The organism is Streptomyces sp. NPDC046866 (genome assembly GCF_040704625.1).
GTDB lineage: Bacteria > Actinomycetota > Actinomycetes > Streptomycetales > Streptomycetaceae > Streptomyces.
In genome coordinates this window covers 64,387-80,771 of record NZ_JBEYXN010000011.1, presented here as the reverse complement: position 1 = coordinate 80,771, position 16,385 = coordinate 64,387, and the positions used below count along the sequence as shown (strand labels likewise).

The following is a 16,385-nucleotide window of genomic DNA, read 5'->3' as shown; positions in this document are numbered from 1 at the left end:
CCGTCTCGACCATGGACACCGAGGGCCCTCGGCGGAAGGTCCAATGAGCACCGCTGACCAGGGAGGACGGTGGTCGGAGAGCGGGCGGCGGACGCCCGGGCGGCAGCCGGGTTGACCTCAAGTCCGCTTGGGCTTCTACGGTCGGGAGCGCCGATGTCGACGTACCGGAGGGAACGGCCATGAGGACGCTGGTGCTGGGAAGGACGCCCGCCAGGGTGCGGCGGGAGTTCGGGCCTCTCATCCGGGAGGCCGCGGCCCGGGGGTGACGGCCCTGAGCCGGTGGGCCCACCGCCGCCGCTGCCGTGGCGTGGGCGGTCGGCCCGCCGGGAGAACCTAGAGCCGCGAACCGGTGAGCTGTTCGCCGAAGATGTCGTCCGGGTTGGACAGGGCGCAGTTCTGCAGCGAGAGGCAGCCGCAGCCGATGCAGTCGGCCAGGTGGTCGCGCAGCCGCATCAGCTGGCTGATGCGCTGCTCCAGCTCGCCCCGCCACATCTCCGAAAGCCGCGCCCAGTCCTCGCGGTTGGGGGTGCGCTCCTCGGGGAGCTGGGCGAGCGCGTCGCGGATGGCGGCGAGCGGGATCCCGACGCGCTGGGCGGCGCGTACGAACGCCACCCGGCGCAGAGCGTCGCGGCTGTAGCGGCGCTGGTTGCCGGAGGTCCGGCGGCTGCTGATCAGCCCCTTGGTCTCGTAGAAGTGGAGCGCGGAGACGGCCGCGCCGCTGCGGGCGGACAGCTGGCCGACGGTGAGCTCGTGGATGTTCTCGGGAATCTGCGGCACGAGGCCGAGGGTAGTCGGCCCGGCGGCGCTCCGTTGACAGATACATGCGGCCCCAGCATGCTGAGCAAGCGCTTGTTCGCTCCACCCACGGAAGAGGAGAGGCATGGCCGAGCCGAAGGTGTTCACGTCCCCCGAGGAACTGCGCGCCGCGATCGGCGAGACGCTCGGTCCGAGCGGCTGGCTGGAGGTGGACCAGAAGCGGATCGACCTCTTCGCCGACGCGACCGGCGACCACCAGTGGATCCACGTGGACCCGGAGCGGGCCGCGGCCGGGCCGTTCGGCTCCACCATCGCGCACGGCTACCTGACGCTGTCGCTGCTGCCGAGCCTGGTGCCGCAGGTCATGCGGGTCGAGGGCATGCGGATGGGCATCAACTACGGCATGGACAAGGTGCGTTTCCCCGCGATCGTCCCTGTCGGCTCGCGCCTGCGCGCCACGGCGGTGATCACGGAGGTGACGGAGGCGGGCGGCGGCGTCCAGGTCGCGGCCACGGTCACCGTGGAGCGCGAGGGCGGCGACAAGCCGGTGTGCGTGGCGCAGTCGCTGTCGCGCTACTACTTCTGAGCTCGCGCTACTCCTCCTGGGCTCGCGCTACTCCTTCTGAGCCGCTGCGCCCACCATGCGCAGGACGAGGTCGGCGTAGAGCGCGCCGACCTCCTCCGGCGTGCGCCGGCCCGCGGCGTTGAACCAGCGGGCCACGTCGATGCACAGCGACAGCACGGCGAGCGTGGTGCCGGGGACGTCCGGGACGTGGAACTCCCCCGCCGCGACGCCCTCGGTCAGGATGCGGCGCACGACGGCGTCGCTCTGGCGGCGCAGCTCCACGATCTCGGAGCGGTGCTCCGGAGCGAGGGCATCAAGCTCGTACTGGACCACGCGCGCGGTGGTGTGGTGCGCGGCGTGCCACAGCACGAAGGAGCGCACGGCGGCGTCGAGCCGGTCCGCCGCCGAGCCCGGGCGGGAGGCGGCGGTCTCCAGGATGTCGAGCGCCTTGTCGTGCCCGATCCGGCTGATCCGGTGGAGCAGCTCTTCCTTGGTCTTGTAGTGGATGTAGAGCGCGGCGGGGCTCATCCCGGCCCGCCCCGCGATGTCCCGCGTGGTGGTGGCGTGGTAGCCGCGCTCCGCGAACGCCTCGACGGCGGCGACGAGCAGCCGCCGCGCGGCGTCGGGGGTGACCTCCGACCACGGCCGGTAGCCGCCGGTCGTCTCCTCCGCGCTGTCCATCGCTCGCCCACCCTCTCGTCACTGCAGGAAGCGACCAGCTTACCGGAGGGTGAGCAAGCGCTTAGCCGCCGTCGGCGCGTCGGCCGGGGCCGCTCAGAGCTTCGGCTGGAAGGGGTCGTAGTCGGCGAGGATCTTCTCCATCCGCGCCTGGTCCACGCGGCTGACGATCTGGGTGAGCTCCTGGCGGTCCCGGACCACCTTGGCCAGGGTGAAGGCCGAGGTGGTGAGGTAGAGGACGGCGATGCCGAGGAAGGCCCGGACCCAGCCGTCCACGGCCAGGTGGTAGATCCCGAGGGCCACGGCACCGAGAGCGATGCCGAAGGAGGCGACGGCCTGGGCGTAGTACGCCCCCGTGTTCCGCTGCTTGACCGGTGTCTCGTTCATGGGCGCCAGCATCGCCGCGGCGTGACCGGCGCCACATCCGTGCGCGTACTCAGCCGCGTACTCAGAAGACGCGCGCTCGGGAGGCGGGTGCCGGGAAGGCGGGAGGCGGGCGCCGGGAGGGGTGCTCAGAACGCGGAGACCCCGGTGCGCGCGCGGCCGATGAGCAGCTTCTGGATCTGGCTGGTGCCCTCGTACAGGGTCATCACGCGGGCGTCGCGCAGCAGCTTGCCGGCCGGGTACTCGTCGATGTAGCCGTAGCCGCCGTGGACCTGGAGGGCGTTGCCCGCCGCGCGCACGGCGGCCTCCGAGGCGAAGAGCTTGGCGGTGGAGGACTCGGTCGCGAAGGGCTGCCCGCGGTCGATCAGGTCGGCCACCCGCCAGGTGAGCAGGCGAGCCGCGTCCACGTCGACGGAGATGTCGGCGATCAGCTCCTGGACGAGCTGGTGCTGCGCGATCGGCTTGCCGAACTGCTCGCGCTCCGACGCGTACGACACGGCCGCGTCCAGGGCCGCCTGCGCGATGCCGACGCAGCCGGCGGCCACCGACATCCGGCCCTTGGCCAGCGCGGACATGGCCACGGAGAAGCCCTTGCCCTCCGGGCCGAGCATCGCCGCCGCGGGCACGCGCACGGAGTCCAGGACCAGTTCGGCAGTGGCCTGGCCGCGCAGGCCGAGCTTGCCGCGGATCTCGCGGCGGGTGAGGCCGGGCGCGGCGGCCGGCACGAGGAAGGCGGAGATGCCGCGGTGGCCGGGGCTGTCGTTCGTGCGGGCGAAGACGAGGGCCAGGTCCGCCCAGGTGCCGTTGGTGATGAACGTCTTGGTGCCGCTGAGGAGGTACGCGTCGCCGTCGGGAACGGCGCGGGTGCTGAGGTTGCCCGCGTCGGAGCCGGTGCCGGGCTCCGTCAGGCCGAAGCAGCCGAGCGCCTCGCCCGAGCAGAGGCGGGGCAGCCAGGTGCGCTTGTGCTCCTCGGTCCCCCAGGCGGCGATCGTCTTGGCGACGAGGCCGAGGGAGACGGAGACGATGCCGCGCACGGCGGAGTCGGCGCGGCCGAGCTCCTCCAGGACGAGCGCGTACGCGAGGTGGTCGCCGCCGGAGCCGCCGTACTCCTCGGGGACGGTCAGGCCGAGGAAGCCGAGTGCGCCGAGCTTCTTCACGATGCCGCGGTCCACGCTCTCGGCGCGGTCCCACGCGGCGGCGTACGGGGCGATCTCGCGCTCGGCGAAGGCGCGGGCGAGCCGGCGCACCGCGGTCTGCTCCTCGCTGAGTTCCATGTCCACGGGGCACCTCCGGGGGCGGCGGCCACTTAACTAGCACCGGTAGTTTATGGGGGGCAGCCCTACTATGTGGCGCATGGCCAGACCGCGCAAGCCCCTCCTCAGCTGCGACCGCATCGTCGAGGCGGCGGGCGCGCTGGTGGACGCGGAGGGACTGGAGGCGGTGTCGACGCGGCGGCTGGCGGCCGCGCTGGGCGTGAGCGGGCCCTCGCTGTACAACCACTTCCGGACCAAGGACGAGATCCTGGACGCGGTGGCCGACGCGGTGAGCGCGCGGGTCGACCTGTCGATGTTCGAGGCGGGGGCCGGACGGGACTGGCGGGAGGCCCTGCACGACTGGGCGCACTCCTACCGGGCGGCGCTGGCGGACCACCCGAACATCGTGCCCGTCCTGGCGCGCGGCCCGGGGCGGCGGCCGGCCGGACTGCGGCTCGCGGACGCGGTGTTCGGGGCGATGACGGCGGCCGGGTGGCCTCCCGCGCAGGCCACCCGGATCGGCGCGCTGATGCGGTACTTCATCCTGGGCTCGGCGGTGGGCTCGTTCGCCCGGGGCTTCCCGGACGACGAGGCCGCGTACGACCCGGCGGACTACCCCCACCTCGGCCGCGCCCACCTGCTGGCCGAGCGGCAGCGCGAGGTGGACGAGGGCGCGTTCGAAACGGGCCTGACCGCCCTGCTGGACGGCCTGGCCCTGCAGTTCGAGGCCCTGCGGCGGGGGTAGTCGCGGCCGGGGTGACTGCGGCGGGGGAGGAGGGCGGCGGGGCTGGTCCGGGGCTAGAAGACGACCAGGGAGCGGCCGCCCTTGCCGGCGAGCATGGCGTCGAAGGCGCCCGGGATCCCGTCGAGGGTGATGCGGTCGGTGACCATCGCGCCGAGGTCGAGCCGGCCGGCGCGGACGTGGTCGGCGAGCACCGGGAGGTCGCGGGCCGGGTCGCTGTTGCCGTAGACGCAGCCGGTGAGGGTGCGCGCGAAGTGGAAGATCTCCAGGGCGTGGAAGGCGACCTGCTGCTCCTTGCCGCCGATGCCGACGACGGTGGTGCGCCCGCCGCGGCGGGTGGAGTCCCAGGCAGCGCGGATGGAGGCGGCCCGGCCGACGCACTCGACGGCGACGTCCGCGCCCTGGCCGCCGGTGAGCGCCCGGATCTGCTTGGCGGTGGTGTCGGAGGCGAGGAGGAACTCGGTGGCCCCGGCGGCCCGGGCCAGCTCCTCCTTGGCGGCGGAGACGTCCACGGCCACGATGGGGCCGGCACCGGCGATCCGGGCGGCCTGCAGCGCGGCCAGGCCGACACCGCCGACGCCGAAGACGGCCACCGACTCGCCGGCGCGGACCCGGGCGCTGTGGTGGACGGCGCCGTGGCCGGTGAGCACGGCGCAGCCCAGGAGCGCGGCCTCGGCGAGCGGGATCCCCTCGGGCGCGGGCAGGACGCAGTTGGCCGCGACGACCGTCTCCTCGGCGAACGCGGCCACGTTCAGGCCCGGGTGCAGGGGCGTGCCCGCAGCGTCGTGGGCGTAGACCGCCCCGACGCCGGTGAGGGCGTTGGCGCACAGCCACACCTCGCCGATCGAGCAGTGGTGGCACTGCCCGCAGGACGGGGACCAGTTCAGGACCACGCCGTCGCCGGGGGCGACGTGGGTGACGCCCTCGCCGACGGCGAGGACCGTCCCGGCGCCCTCGTGGCCGAGGACGGCGGGGACGGGGACCCTCATGGTGCCGTCGGTGAGGGAGAGGTCGGAGTGGCAGACCCCGGCCGCGGCGAGCCGCACCCGGACCTGCCCGGGGCCGGGGTCGGGCAGGACGATCTCCCGTATCTCCAGCGGGGCTCCGACGGCGGGCAGGATGGCGGCGCGGACCATGACGACTCCGTCTCTCGGACGTGCGGGCTTTTCGGACGGTGGGCGGGGCGGGAGTGCAGGGACCGGGGTCAGAACTGCAGGGACTTGGTCTGGAGGTACTCGGCCAGGCCGTGCGGGCCGAGTTCGCGGCCGACGCCCGACTGCTTGTAGCCGCCGAAGGGTGCGAGCGGGTTGAAGCGGCCGCCGTTGATGTCCACCTGGCCGGTGTCCATGCGCCGGGCGAAGGCGACGGCGCTCTCCTCGTCCGCGGCCCAGACGGCGCCGCCCAGCCCGTACACGGTGCCGTTGGCGATGCGCAGGGCGTCGTCCTCGTCCTCGTACGGGAGGATCGACAGCACGGGGCCGAAGATCTCCTCCTGCGCGATGGCCATCTCGGGGGTGACGTCGGCGAAGACGGTCGGTGCGACGTAGTAGCCCTGCGGGTGCGGGGCGTCCGGGCCGCCGCCGACGAGGCGGGCGCCTTCCTCGATGCCCCGGTCGATGTAGCCGCGCACGCGGTCGCGCTGCTTGGCGTTGATCACCGGGCCGAGGCGGGTGCCCGGCTCGCGCGGATCGCCGCAGGGGTACTTCGCGACGGCCGCGCCCGCGAGGGCGACCGCCTCCTCGTACTGGTCGCGGTGGACGAGCATCCGCGTGAGCGCGTTGCAGCTCTGGCCGGAGTTGTTCATGACGTGGCCCACGCCGGCCGCGACGGCCTTGGCCAGGTCGGCGCCGGGCAGGATGACGTTGGCCGACTTCCCGCCGAGCTCGAGGGCGACGCGCTTGACGGCGGCGCCGGCCGTGGCGCCGATCTGCCTGCCGACCGCGGTGGAGCCGGTGAAGGAGACGAGGTCGACCCCCTCGTGGGCGGCCAGGGCCTGCCCGGCCACCGGGCCGGTCCCGGTGACCAGGTTGAACACTCCGGCCGGAACGCCCGCCTCGTGCACGGCCTCGGCGAAGAGCTGTGCGGTCAGCGGGGTGTCCTCGGCCGGCTTGAGGACGAGGGTGCAGCCGGCGGCGAGAGCGGGCGCCACCTTGGCAACGATCTGGTGCAGGGGGTAGTTCCAGGGCGTGATGGCCGCGACGACGCCGACCGGCTCCAGCAGCACGGTGGAGTTCCCGATCCGCTCCTCGAAGGCGTACGAGGCGCCCAGCTCGGCGAAGGAGGAGGAGACGGCGATCGGCGCCCCGACGTGGACCATCTCGGAGAAGCCGAGCGGCGAGCCGAGTTCGGCCGTGATGAGCTCGGCGAACTCGCTCTTGCGGGCCACCAGCACGTCGCGGACCGCCCCGATGAAGGCGGCCCGCTCCGCCGGGGGCGTGGCCGCCCAGCCCGGGAAGGCCGCGCGCGCCGCGCGCACCGCCGCGTCCACGTCCTCGGCGGTACCGGCCGGGACCCCGCCGATGACCTGCTCGTCGGCCGGGTTGAGCACCTCGATCCGGTCGTGTCCGGCGGCGGGCCGCCACTCGCCGGCGATATACATCCCGTCGTGCGCCTTCATGGCATCCCTCCCGAGCACGCGCGAGCGCGTGGACCTGTCTGGCCTCGTGCGGACAGCCTACAAACGAGCTCCGGCGGTTGTGCGGGGGCCGGGGCCCCGCGCGCTCAGATGACGCCGAAAAGCATCCCCGCTCCGAGGACGATGAGGGAGGTCAGCGCCGCCCAGGTGACGGTGGAGCGGGTGTGGTCGCCGAATTCGACGCGGGCCGTGCCGACGAGGACGTAGACGGCCGGAACCAGTGGGCTGGACATGTGCAGGGCCTGGCCGACGAGGGAGGCCCGGGCGATCTCCACCGGGGAGACGCCGTGCGCAACGCCGGCCTCGGCGAGCACCGGCAGCACGCCGAAGTAGAAGCCGTCGTTGGACATGAAGTAGGTGAGCGGCAGGCTGAGCACGCCGGTGACCAGCGCCATGTGCGGGCCCATGCCCTCGGGGACGGCGCCGACGAGCCAGTCGGCCATGTGCTTGACCATGCCGGTGCCGCTGAGGACGCCGGTGAAGACGGCCGCGGCGAAGACCATCCCGGCGACGTTCAGGACGTTGTCGGCGTGGGCGGCGATCCGGGCCTTCTGGTCGGGCATGTGGGGGAAGTTGACGGTGAGGGCGAGGGCGGCACCGAGGAGGAACAGCACCGGGATCGGCAGCAGCTCCGTGATCATCGAGGTGAGCAGGGCCAGGGTGAGGCCGGCGTTGAACCAGTACAGGCGGGGGCGCAGGGTCGGCCGGTGCGGGTCGAGCCCCTGGAAGCCGTCTTCCCGGGGGCCGCCCTCGGCCGCGCGGGCATCGGGCCCGGCGTCGGAGTCGGAGGAGGAAGCGACGGAGGCGACCGGAGCGGCGGGGCCCTCCGCGGAGCCGCCGGTCGCGGCGGAGCCCTTCCCGGCGGCCACCAGGCGCGCCCCGGAACCGGCCCCGGCCTCGGTCTCGGCCTCGATCTCGGCTGCCGTCGGCAGCGCGAGCGTCCCGATCCGGCGGCGCTCCTTCAGGCCGAGGACGTACGCGAGGCCGAAGACGAAGAGCAGGCCGACCGCGAGGGCCGGGATCATCGGGACGAAGATGTCGGCGGCGTCGAGCTTGAGGGCGGTGGCGGCGCGGGCCGTGGGGCCGCCCCAGGGCAGGGTGTTCATGACCCCGTTGGCGGTGGCGGCGACACACGTCATCACGACGAGGCTGAGGCCGAGCCGCTTGTACAGGGGGTACATCGCCGAGACGGTGATCATGAAGGTGGTGGATCCGTCGCCGTCGAGGGAGACGACGGCGGCCAGCACCGCCGTGCCGACGACGACCCGCACGGGGTCGGCCTTGCAGAAGCGCAGGATGCCGCGCACGACCGGGTCGAAGAGGCCGACGTCGATCATCACGCCAAAGTAGACGATGGCGAACATCAGCATGGCGGCGGTCGGCGCGAGCTTTCCGACGCCTTCGATCACGTAGTCGCCCAGGTGGGCACCCTTTCCCGCGAACACGCAGAAGGCGGCCGGGACCAGGACGAGCGCCGCGATGGGTGACATTTTCTTCAGCATGATCAGGACCAGGAAGGTGGCGATCATGGCGAAGCCGAGGAAGGTCAGCATGCAGGGAACGTAGGGCCCCCAGGGGAGCCCAACAAGACGTCCGGCCGTGAGCAATACGAGCAAAACCCCAGCTCAGGGCAGGGGTGTGAGGGCGACGGGGAAGCCGTTGAGCACCGCCGTGCCGGAGAGCGGGTCGAGTCGGGAGCCGTCGAGGAGCTGGTTGACGTTGGCACCGGGCTCGGCGGCGGCCACCGTGAGGCGGACGCCCTCGCGGTCGTGGCCCCAGCCGTGCGGGAGGCTGACCACGCCCGCGCGGACGGTGTCGGTGACCTCGACCGGAACCTCCAGGCTGCCGCCCTCGGCGGTGACCCGGGCCCGGCCGCCCTCGGTGAGGCCGAGCCGGTCGGCGTCCTGCGGGTTCACCTGGAGGGTGCAGCGGTTGGAACCTCCGGTGAGGGCCGGCACGTTGTGCAACCAGCTGTTGTTGGACCGCAGGTGGCGGCGGCCCACGAGCACCAGGGCGGCGGGGCGTTCGGCGAGCGCCGCGCGCAGCCTGGGGAGCTCGGCCGCGATCGGGTCCGGCAGCAGCTCGATCCTGCCGCTGCGCGTCCTCAGTACGCCGGGGAGCCGGGGCCGCAGCGGGCCCAGGTCGATGCCGTGCGGGTGTGCGAGGAGCCGCTCCAGGCTCAGCCCCTCGCCGGGGCCGGCACCCGCACCCTCGCTCCCGCCCCCGCCGGGGCGCGCGTCCGCATGCCCTTCCGCGGGGGCGGGCCGGCCCGAGGCGCCGAAGAGGTCTCCGTACGGCCCGAGTCGGAGCATCAGGTCGAGCCGCCGCTCCGGGCCGCTCTCGCCGGTGAGCAGGCCGGCGAGGCGGGCCGGGTCCTGCCCGTGCAGGGGCGAGCGCGGGTCGGCGGCCTCCTTGGCGAGGGCGGCGAGGATCACCGGCTCGTCCACGGCCGCCGCGGCGTCGGGCACGGCGGCGCCGTGCAGGCCCGCGACGGCGAGGACGAGCCGGGCGTGGATCTCGCACTCGTCGAGCAGCCCGGCTTCCAGGGGCACGGCGCGGCGGGTGTAGCGCGCCTGGTTGCGGATGGCGAACCCGTTGAAGGCGAAATCGTGGTGGGGGCTCTGGGAGGGCGGCGGGGGCGGCAGGACGACGTGGGCGTGGCGCGAGGTCTCGTTGAGGTACGGGTCGACGCTGACCATGAACTCCAGCCCGGCCAGGGCCGCGTCGAGGCGCCGCCCGTCGGGGGCGGACAGCACCGGGTTCGCGGCGATGGCGACGAGGGCGCGGATCCGGCCGTCTCCCGGGGTCTCGATCTCCTCGGCCAGGGCGGCGATGGGCAGTTCGGCCTTGGCCTCGGGGTGGCCGCTGACGCGGCTGTGCCAGCGGCCGAGGGCGAAGCCCTTGCCGGGGCCCGCGGGGCGGGGCCGCGGGCCGGCGGCCGGGAGCGGGAACAGGGCGCCGCCGGGGCGGTCGAGGTTGCCGGTGAGGATGTTCAGCACGTCCACCAGCCAGCTGGCGAGCGTGCCGTACTCGACGGTGCAGCTGCCGATCCGCCCGTAGACGGCAGCGGTGGGCGCGGCCGCCAGGTCGCGGGCGAGGGTGCGGATCTCGGCGGCCGTGAGGTCGCAGGCGGGGGCCACGGCCTCAGGAGTGAAACTCCCGAGGGCCTCGGCGAGTTCCCCGAGTCCGCAGAGGTGTCCTTCGAGTTCGGCGGGGGCGGCGAGCCGCTCGGCGAGCAGGGTGTGGGCGAGCGCGGCGAGCAGCAGGGCGTCGCTGCCGGGGCGCGGCGCGAGGTGGCGGTCGGCGAGCCGGGCGGTGCGGGTGCGGCGCGGATCGACCACGACGAGGGTGCCGCCGCGGGCGCGCAGGGCCTTGAGCCGGCCCGGGAAGTCGGGGGCGGTGCACAGGGAGCCGTTGGATTCGACCGGGTTGGCGCCGATCAGCAGGAGGAAGTCGGTGCGGTCGAGGTCGGGGACCGGGATGGCGAAGGGGTCGCCGAAGAGCAGCCCGCTGGAGACGTGTTTGGGCATCTGGTCGAGGGTGCTGGCGGTGAAGAGGTTGCGCGTGCCGAGGGTCTTCAGGAGCAGCGGCGGGTACAGGGCGCCGGCCATGGTGTGGGTGTTCGGGTTGCCGAGGACGACGCCGACGCTCTGGGCCCCGTACGCGCGGACGAGGGCCGGGATCGCGGTGGCGACGGCCTCGTAGGCCTCGGCCCAGGTCGCTTCCCGCAGCCGGCCGCCCCGGCGGACGAGGGGGGTGCGCAGCCGGTCGGGGTCGGCGTCGAGTGCGCCGAAGGCCGCGCCCTTGGGGCAGACGAAGCCGCGGCTGAAGACGTCGTCGCGGTCTCCGCGGGCGCCGGTGACGGTGCTGCCCTCGAGGGTGAGGGTGAGGCCGCAGGTGGCTTCGCAGAGGGGGCAGATGCGCAGGGCGGTGCGGGGCATGGGGCCCTCCCGGGGGCAGCGGCTGCAGCCCGTGGCATGCGGCACGCGGGCGGCAAGAGCATACCGACCAGTACGCATGCTGGGGAGGGCCCGGTGGCGGAACACCGGGCCCGGGCGGCCCGGGAGGCGGGGCGCGTCAGTCGAGGACGCCGGCCAGGTAGGCGTGCATCATCGCCCGGATCTCGGCCACGATCGCCGGATCGCCGGCCGGGTCGCTGCGGAAGGCGAGCTTGGTCAGCGCGTCGGTGGCCTCGACCGCCACCAGGACGGCCCGCTCCAGACCGGGGTGCGGGCTCAGGCCGAGGTGCGCGCCGAGCAGTTCGGTGAGGCGTACGGCGACGTGGCGGTTGGGATCGGCGTCCGGCCCCTCCTCGGGCGGGGCGGGCACCCCGAAGTCGACGAGCGCGAAGCCGGGAACGGTCCGCTTCATCGCGAGGTACTCGTCCAGCACCGCGTCGACCACGGGCCGCCAGTCGGCGTCGGGCAGTTCGGCGAGGCGGTCCGCGATGCCCTCGGTGTAGCGGTCCAGGTTGCGGTGGGCGAGGGCGATGGCCATGGCGCGCTTGTTGCCGAAGAAGCGGTAGACCGAGCCGATCGGCACGCCGGCGCGCTGGGCCACGGCGCGGGTGCTGAGGTTCTCGTAGCCGGTCTCGTCCAGGAGTGCGGCGCAGGCGTCGAGGATCCGGGCGAGCCGGTCGGCGCTGCGCTGTTGGACGGGTGTACGGCGCAGGGGGTGGGTGGGGGGCACGGGGTCCATGATGCCGCTCCGGGCGCGCGGGGGCGGCGGCCGCCCTCAGTTCAGGAGGAGGGCGATGCCGCCGAGCGTGTACGTGATCATCAGCGCGAGCAGCGGCAGCTGGCCGGCGACGGCCCGGTCGGGCGGGAAGAGGCGCACGGAGCGGTCGTGGGCGGCGATCACACCGAGTACGTGCCCGGCGACGACGGCGATGACCTGGAGGGCCGCGAGGGCGCCGGAACCCAAGGGGGGCAAGGGTTCGGGGGCGTTGTCAGTGCCGAGTGCGATGCTTACCGTGCGTGGTCCTTCGGTAACGAGGAGGGAGAAGTAGTGGGCGGTGAGATAGCCGAGCGCGATCGGCACGAGTGAGTGCGCGAAGGCGGTCAGCGGGCGGGAATGGGGGCCGCTGACCAGTCGGGTGGCCGCGGCGCACAGGCAGTAGAGGGCGGCGGTGAGGGCGATGGAGGCCAGGAGGCCGAGGGTGGCCGTGAGGGTGCGGCCGAGGGGGGAGGTCTGCAGGGTGCCGATCCAGGAAGGGTTGTCGCTGTAGCCGTCGTAGGCGGTGGAGCCGAGCAGGACGCAGACGGTGGCGACGAGTCCGGGCCGCTCGGGCGTCGCGTCGAGTCCGTGGAAGGGGTTGCGCAGGACGAGGCGGCCGTCGGCGCGCCGGCCGAGCGGGGAGAGCCGGGCCAGCAGGGCGGAGTAGGCCTCGAAGGGGTCTGCGTCGGCGAACCAGCGCTCGCCGAAGCGGGCGGCGAACGCGAGTTGGCCGGCGGTGTGGAGGGTGAGAGCGGTCAGAAGGGTGGTGGTGGATGCGGGATCGGGGGCGACGAGTTCCAGCCAGGTGAAGCCGAACAGTCCGGCGGCGGCGGGCCATTGGCCGAGCCGTGCGGGGAGCGGGGCGGGTCGGCGGAGCCGGGGGCGGGGCAGCAGGCGGTGCAGCGCGCGATGCAGCGCCCGGTGCAGGGTCCGCAGCGGGTTCAGGAGCCCCCAGACGGGGCCGAGGAGGAGGGAGGCGGGCACGAGGCCGACCCAGAACAGGACGTAGACGGCGCCGGGGCCCGGGTTGCGGGCGGGGTCGTCGGGACCGAAGAGGAGGCAGGCGAGGAGCGCGAGGAAGGCGGCGAGACCGAGCCCGCGCAGGACGGCGCGGGTGGCGGGGGCGTCGGCGGCCCGCTGGAGGCAGGCGGGCAGGGCGAGGCCCGACCGGTCCCCGCGGAACCGGGACGAGGACCACAGCAGGGCGAGTGCGAGGAAGGAGACGAAGAGGGCGGTGAAGGCGCCGGCGAATGCATAGAAGGGAGAGATCGGCAGATCGTGCCGGGACCCGATCCCGTGCGCGAGCGCGGTGAGCGGGTCGGCCGGGTGAAGGACCACGCCCTGGCCGCCGCCACCGCCGCCCGCGCCGGGAACGGGACCCGGCACGAGACCGGGGACGAGACCGGGGACAGGACCCGGCAGGGGGCCGGCGAGCGCCTCGATCGGCAGCGCCTGCCCTGACGCGGTCGGCGGGGTCATCGGACGAGGAGCTGGGTCAGGACGAGGCGGGAGGCGTGGGTCTCGACCTCGAAGAGGCCGGTGCGGTCGGCCGTCAGGACCAGGGTGGCCTCCTGGCCTGCCGGCAGGGCGAGTTCCTTGTCGTAGCCGTGGACGTGCAGGGTGTCCGCGCGGTCGCTGGTGACGCGCAGGGCGATGCGCTCGCCGCGTTTGAGCTCGGTGCGGCCGGGTGCGGGGCTGACCCTGCCGTCCCGGACGGTGAGGGTGACCGTCCGGTCGACCCCGGCCGGCGGGGGCCCGTCGGACGGGGCGGGGCCGGTCGGGGCCTGGCCCGTCGGGGCCTGGCCGGTCGGGGGTGCGGCGTGGTCGTGGCCGCTGCCGGACGCGCCCGGTGCGGCGGCGGTGAGCGCGGCCATGCCCTCGACGGGCTTTCCGGCGACCGCCCAGGCGGTGTGGTCGTCAGCGTAGAGGCGGACGGTCAGGGTGTGCGCGCCCTCGGGGACCTGCGCGGCCGGCAGGTGGAACCAGGGGCCGTACAGCCGGGCCAGTTTGCGGCCGTCGAGCTCCAGGTGGGCGTGGCCTGCGCCCGGGAGGGCCGCGCCGCCGGTGCTGTCGGGGGTGAACCGGAAGTGTTCCACGGCCAGCTGGAGGTTCCAGCCGTCCTCGGAGTCCGGGCGGACCGTGACCCGGACCTGCGGTGCGCCCTCGGCGGGCACCTCGCGCAGCCGGTGACCGCTGCCGTCCTGCGCGTCGAGGAGGGTGCCGACGCTCCCGCCGGCCTGCTCGTGGCTGGTGCCGGGCTTGTGGTGGGTCGTGGGCCGCCCGCCGCAGCCCGCCGCCGCACCCCCCGCGAGCAGCAGGGCGGCGGCAGCGAGGGCGGCAGTGCGCAGGCGGCTCCCCGGCCGCGCGGCCCGGGTCACGTTCCGGGGTGCGGGGTCGGGGCTGCCGTGGCTTCGGCGGCCGGGCCGGCGGGGGCGGGTGCGGGGGCCCGGTCGCCCGCGGGGTCGCCGCCCGGGCCGCCGGGGGCGGCCGGCGTCCGGCCCGGGCGGGCCGAGGCGACGACCGCCCACAGGGCCCACACCACGGCGACCAGGGCGCGGGGCCAGGCCGGGCCGACGGGGGTCCAGGGGATCATCAGGACGGCCTTGTCGAAGGCGTCGAGCAGGGTCAGCGCCCCCAGCAGCAGGGTCAGCCGTGCCAGCCAGGGGCGGTCGGCCCGCAGAGCGAGGCCCGCGCCCGTCCACCACAGGCCCAGCAGGAGCAGGGCCAGCGCCGGAACGGCGGTGGCGGTGAGGGGCAGGGTGGAGCCGGCCACGTCCAGGACCACTCCGGCCAGGCCGAGCAGCGACGCCGCGGTGCCCAGGCGGGAGCGGCGCAGGCGGCGCCACCACAGCACCCCGCCGACGAGCAGCAGCACGGCCGCCGCGGCCAGGGCGATCTGGGTCTCGACGCGGGCCGTGCCGCGCGCCCCGTACCAGTCGCAGCCGGCCGGGAGGCGGCGCGCCTGGACGTTGTAGTCGGCGCAGACGAGCAGCTGGGCGAGTTTCACCGGCTCGCCCACCAGGCGGGCCGAGCCGCCCGACACCGCGCCCCGGCGCTCCCCGCACTGCGGGAGCGCGCCCGGGGTGGAGCCGTCGGGTCCGGACTGCCAGCAGTTGCCGCGGCCCTGGCCGTCCCACCAGACGTCCATCCCGTTGGGCCGGGAGGCGCCGGACCTGTCCCGGCCGAGGACGTTGCCGGCGTACCGGTTGTGGTGGGAGGTGTCGGCCTGCTTGGACCAGGCCTTCTCGCCGCGGATGTAGGCCGGTACGGCGGAGAGGAAGAAGCCGGCGCGCCGGTGTCCGTACACCCAGTTGTGCTCGTAGACGTTCCAGTTCCCGCCGGCGGTGATGATCCCGGTGCCGGGGGGCATGGAGATCTGCGGGCAGACCACGCCCTGCTCGTAGCCGCGCTCGATCGGCGGTTTGGCGCAGGTGCCGTCGGCGACGTGGTGGTAGTAGTCGGCGTTGTTGTCGTGGATCAGGTTCCGCTCGAAGCGGGCGTGGTTCTGCGGGAGCCCGGGGTGGCCGGGGAAGGCGCTGTCCATGGAGGCGCCGCCCATGTTTCCGTCGAACTCGTTGTCGTGGACCCAGACGGAGTCCCCCGCGGTGCCGGAGTAGCCGACCATGTTGTGGTGGCTGCGGCAGCCGGTGATCTCGATGGAGTAGCGGGGGACGTCGTAGCCGCGCCCGTCGTTGATGTTCGAGGCGCTGCCCGGGTAGATGCCGGAGTCGCCGTTGCCGTACGACTCGCAGTTCTTGTAGAGCCCGTGGTCGCTGGCGAAGGTGAGGAAGCCGTACTCGTCGTTCCAGCGGGTCAGTACGTCGTCGATGACGAAGCCGTCGCCGGCGAGGACGTACAGGGAGTTGAAGGTGGTGCGCTGGGCGGTGAAGTTGCGGAAGTAGATGCCGTTGGACTTGTCGGCGCGGATGGCGTTCAGCTTCTGGTACTTGGCGTCGATGACCACGTCCAGGCGGGAGGCGCCCGTGCCCTCGATCTGCAGGTCGGTCTTGCCGAGGATCGCGACGAGGTTCTGGTTGTGCCGGCACTGCACCTGCTGCTCGTACGACAGGATCTGGTAGCCCAGCGCGGAGTTCGGGGCCTTGAGCGCGGCGCACTCCCCCGTCGGCTTGGGCAGCGACGGCTCCTCCTCGTACAGGCCGGGGAGGATCGCGATGTTCATGCCGGGCCGGTCCACGGCGTCGACGGCCTCCTGGAGGTGCCGGTAGCCGTTCTTCTCGCACCGCTCGTACAGGGCCAGGTTGCGCGCCCGCAGCGCTTCGGGGAAGGCGGAGATCCGGCGTTCGAAGGCCGGCCGGTCGGTCTTGCAGACCAGCAGGTCGGGCTCGGCCTGCCGGTACTGCGGCACGGAGCCGGAGCCGTCGGGGAGGGCCACGGGGCGCTCCTCGTGGGCGAGGGCGGCGGGCGCGGCGGCGAGGAGGGCGAGGCAGGCGAGGAGGGCGGCGACGGCGGCGAGGAGCGCCGTCGGCGCGGCGGCAGGGAGCCGGAGCCGGCGGGTCCGGGGGCTCCGCAGGGTCCATGGCGTCCATGGGGTCCACGACATGCGCGAGAGAGTAGAGCAATGTTCATCTTTTGGGAGCCCCCGCGGCAGGACCAATCGGGATCCACGGCTCCGGGCCGCGCCCCCCCGGGGTGCCA

The 16,385-nt window shown here is 74.2% G+C and carries 14 protein-coding genes; 2 read left to right on the top strand and 12 right to left on the bottom strand.

All coding sequences use genetic code 11. The features are described 5' to 3' along the window. Positions 1-333 precede the first annotated feature (333 nt). Positions 334-777, bottom strand: coding sequence for a redox-sensitive transcriptional activator SoxR (gene soxR / locus AB0953_RS18235; protein WP_366860497.1), 444 nt, complete (start codon positions 775-777; stop codon positions 334-336). Between the two features lie 103 nt (positions 778-880). Here soxR and AB0953_RS18230 point away from each other — a divergent pair, with 103 nt between their 5' ends. Continuing rightward, the gene (locus AB0953_RS18230; RefSeq protein ID WP_366860496.1) at positions 881-1,342 is read left to right on the top strand and encodes a MaoC family dehydratase; all 462 of its coding nucleotides are present in this window, start codon (positions 881-883) and stop codon (positions 1,340-1,342) included. Positions 1,343-1,369: 27 nt separating this feature from the next. Here AB0953_RS18230 and AB0953_RS18225 read toward each other — a convergent pair whose 3' ends face one another. The 3 genes from AB0953_RS18225 to AB0953_RS18215 form a co-directional block, all read right to left on the bottom strand. Then, entirely contained in the window at positions 1,370-2,002 is a 633-nt protein-coding gene (locus tag AB0953_RS18225; protein ID WP_366860495.1) for a TetR/AcrR family transcriptional regulator, read from the bottom strand. A 93-nt stretch (positions 2,003-2,095) separates the two neighbouring features. After that, positions 2,096-2,386, bottom strand: coding sequence for a YiaA/YiaB family inner membrane protein (locus AB0953_RS18220; protein ID WP_366860494.1), 291 nt, complete (start codon positions 2,384-2,386; stop codon positions 2,096-2,098). A 125-nt stretch (positions 2,387-2,511) separates the two neighbouring features. Beyond that, complete coding sequence (locus AB0953_RS18215; protein ID WP_366860493.1) at positions 2,512-3,663, bottom strand: acyl-CoA dehydrogenase family protein; 1,152 nt, start codon at positions 3,661-3,663, stop codon at positions 2,512-2,514. Between the two features lie 64 nt (positions 3,664-3,727). Between AB0953_RS18215 and AB0953_RS18210 the strand changes: the two genes are divergently transcribed. Then, complete coding sequence (locus AB0953_RS18210; protein ID WP_366860492.1) at positions 3,728-4,381, top strand: TetR/AcrR family transcriptional regulator; 654 nt, start codon at positions 3,728-3,730, stop codon at positions 4,379-4,381. Between the two features lie 53 nt (positions 4,382-4,434). Here the strand turns inward: AB0953_RS18210 and AB0953_RS18205 are convergent, their stop codons facing one another. The 8 genes from AB0953_RS18205 to AB0953_RS18170 form a co-directional block, all read right to left on the bottom strand. Further along, positions 4,435-5,514, bottom strand: a complete 1,080-nt coding sequence (locus AB0953_RS18205) for a Zn-dependent alcohol dehydrogenase (protein ID WP_366860491.1) — start codon at positions 5,512-5,514, stop codon at positions 4,435-4,437. Between the two features lie 68 nt (positions 5,515-5,582). Continuing rightward, positions 5,583-6,995: an aldehyde dehydrogenase family protein gene (locus AB0953_RS18200; RefSeq protein WP_366860490.1), complete on the bottom strand. Its 1,413-nt coding sequence runs from the start codon at positions 6,993-6,995 to the stop codon at positions 5,583-5,585. A gap of 104 nt (positions 6,996-7,099) precedes the next feature. Then, positions 7,100-8,566, bottom strand: a complete 1,467-nt coding sequence (locus AB0953_RS18195; RefSeq protein WP_366860489.1) for a citrate:proton symporter — start codon at positions 8,564-8,566, stop codon at positions 7,100-7,102. Between the two features lie 72 nt (positions 8,567-8,638). Next, entirely contained in the window at positions 8,639-10,954 is a 2,316-nt protein-coding gene (locus tag AB0953_RS18190) for a molybdopterin-dependent oxidoreductase (protein WP_366860488.1), read from the bottom strand. A gap of 136 nt (positions 10,955-11,090) precedes the next feature. Next, the gene (locus AB0953_RS18185) at positions 11,091-11,711 is read right to left on the bottom strand and encodes a TetR/AcrR family transcriptional regulator (protein WP_366860487.1); all 621 of its coding nucleotides are present in this window, start codon (positions 11,709-11,711) and stop codon (positions 11,091-11,093) included. A gap of 36 nt (positions 11,712-11,747) precedes the next feature. Further along, positions 11,748-13,067, bottom strand: coding sequence for a hypothetical protein (locus tag AB0953_RS18180; RefSeq protein ID WP_366860626.1), 1,320 nt, complete (start codon positions 13,065-13,067; stop codon positions 11,748-11,750). Positions 13,068-13,204: 137 nt separating this feature from the next. Then, positions 13,205-14,107 carry a hypothetical protein gene (locus AB0953_RS18175; protein ID WP_366860486.1) on the bottom strand — a complete coding sequence of 301 codons (903 nt, stop codon included), beginning with the start codon at positions 14,105-14,107 and terminating at the stop codon, positions 13,205-13,207. After that, the gene (locus AB0953_RS18170) at positions 14,104-16,290 is read right to left on the bottom strand and encodes a right-handed parallel beta-helix repeat-containing protein (protein ID WP_366860485.1); all 2,187 of its coding nucleotides are present in this window, start codon (positions 16,288-16,290) and stop codon (positions 14,104-14,106) included. The genes AB0953_RS18175 and AB0953_RS18170 overlap by 4 nt, the downstream gene beginning before the upstream one ends. Between the last annotated feature and the right edge of the window lie 95 nt (positions 16,291-16,385).

Excerpts from the sequence above, each read along its gene's own strand:
- AB0953_RS18230 (WP_366860496.1), top strand. The coding sequence starts at position 881 with ATGGCCGAGCCGAAGGTGTTCACGTCCCCCGAGGAACTGCGCGCCGCG.
- AB0953_RS18225 (WP_366860495.1), bottom strand. The coding sequence starts at position 2,002 with ATGGACAGCGCGGAGGAGACGACCGGCGGCTACCGGCCGTGGTCGGAG.
- AB0953_RS18220 (WP_366860494.1), bottom strand. The coding sequence starts at position 2,386 with ATGAACGAGACACCGGTCAAGCAGCGGAACACGGGGGCGTACTACGCC.
- AB0953_RS18210 (WP_366860492.1), top strand. The coding sequence starts at position 3,728 with ATGTGGCGCATGGCCAGACCGCGCAAGCCCCTCCTCAGCTGCGACCGC.
- AB0953_RS18205 (WP_366860491.1), bottom strand. The coding sequence starts at position 5,514 with ATGGTCCGCGCCGCCATCCTGCCCGCCGTCGGAGCCCCGCTGGAGATA.
- AB0953_RS18200 (WP_366860490.1), bottom strand. The coding sequence starts at position 6,995 with ATGAAGGCGCACGACGGGATGTATATCGCCGGCGAGTGGCGGCCCGCC.
- AB0953_RS18195 (WP_366860489.1), bottom strand. The coding sequence starts at position 8,566 with ATGCTGACCTTCCTCGGCTTCGCCATGATCGCCACCTTCCTGGTCCTG.
- AB0953_RS18190 (WP_366860488.1), bottom strand. The coding sequence starts at position 10,954 with ATGCCCCGCACCGCCCTGCGCATCTGCCCCCTCTGCGAAGCCACCTGC.
- AB0953_RS18185 (WP_366860487.1), bottom strand. The coding sequence starts at position 11,711 with ATGGACCCCGTGCCCCCCACCCACCCCCTGCGCCGTACACCCGTCCAA.
- AB0953_RS18170 (WP_366860485.1), bottom strand. The coding sequence starts at position 16,290 with ATGTCGTGGACCCCATGGACGCCATGGACCCTGCGGAGCCCCCGGACC.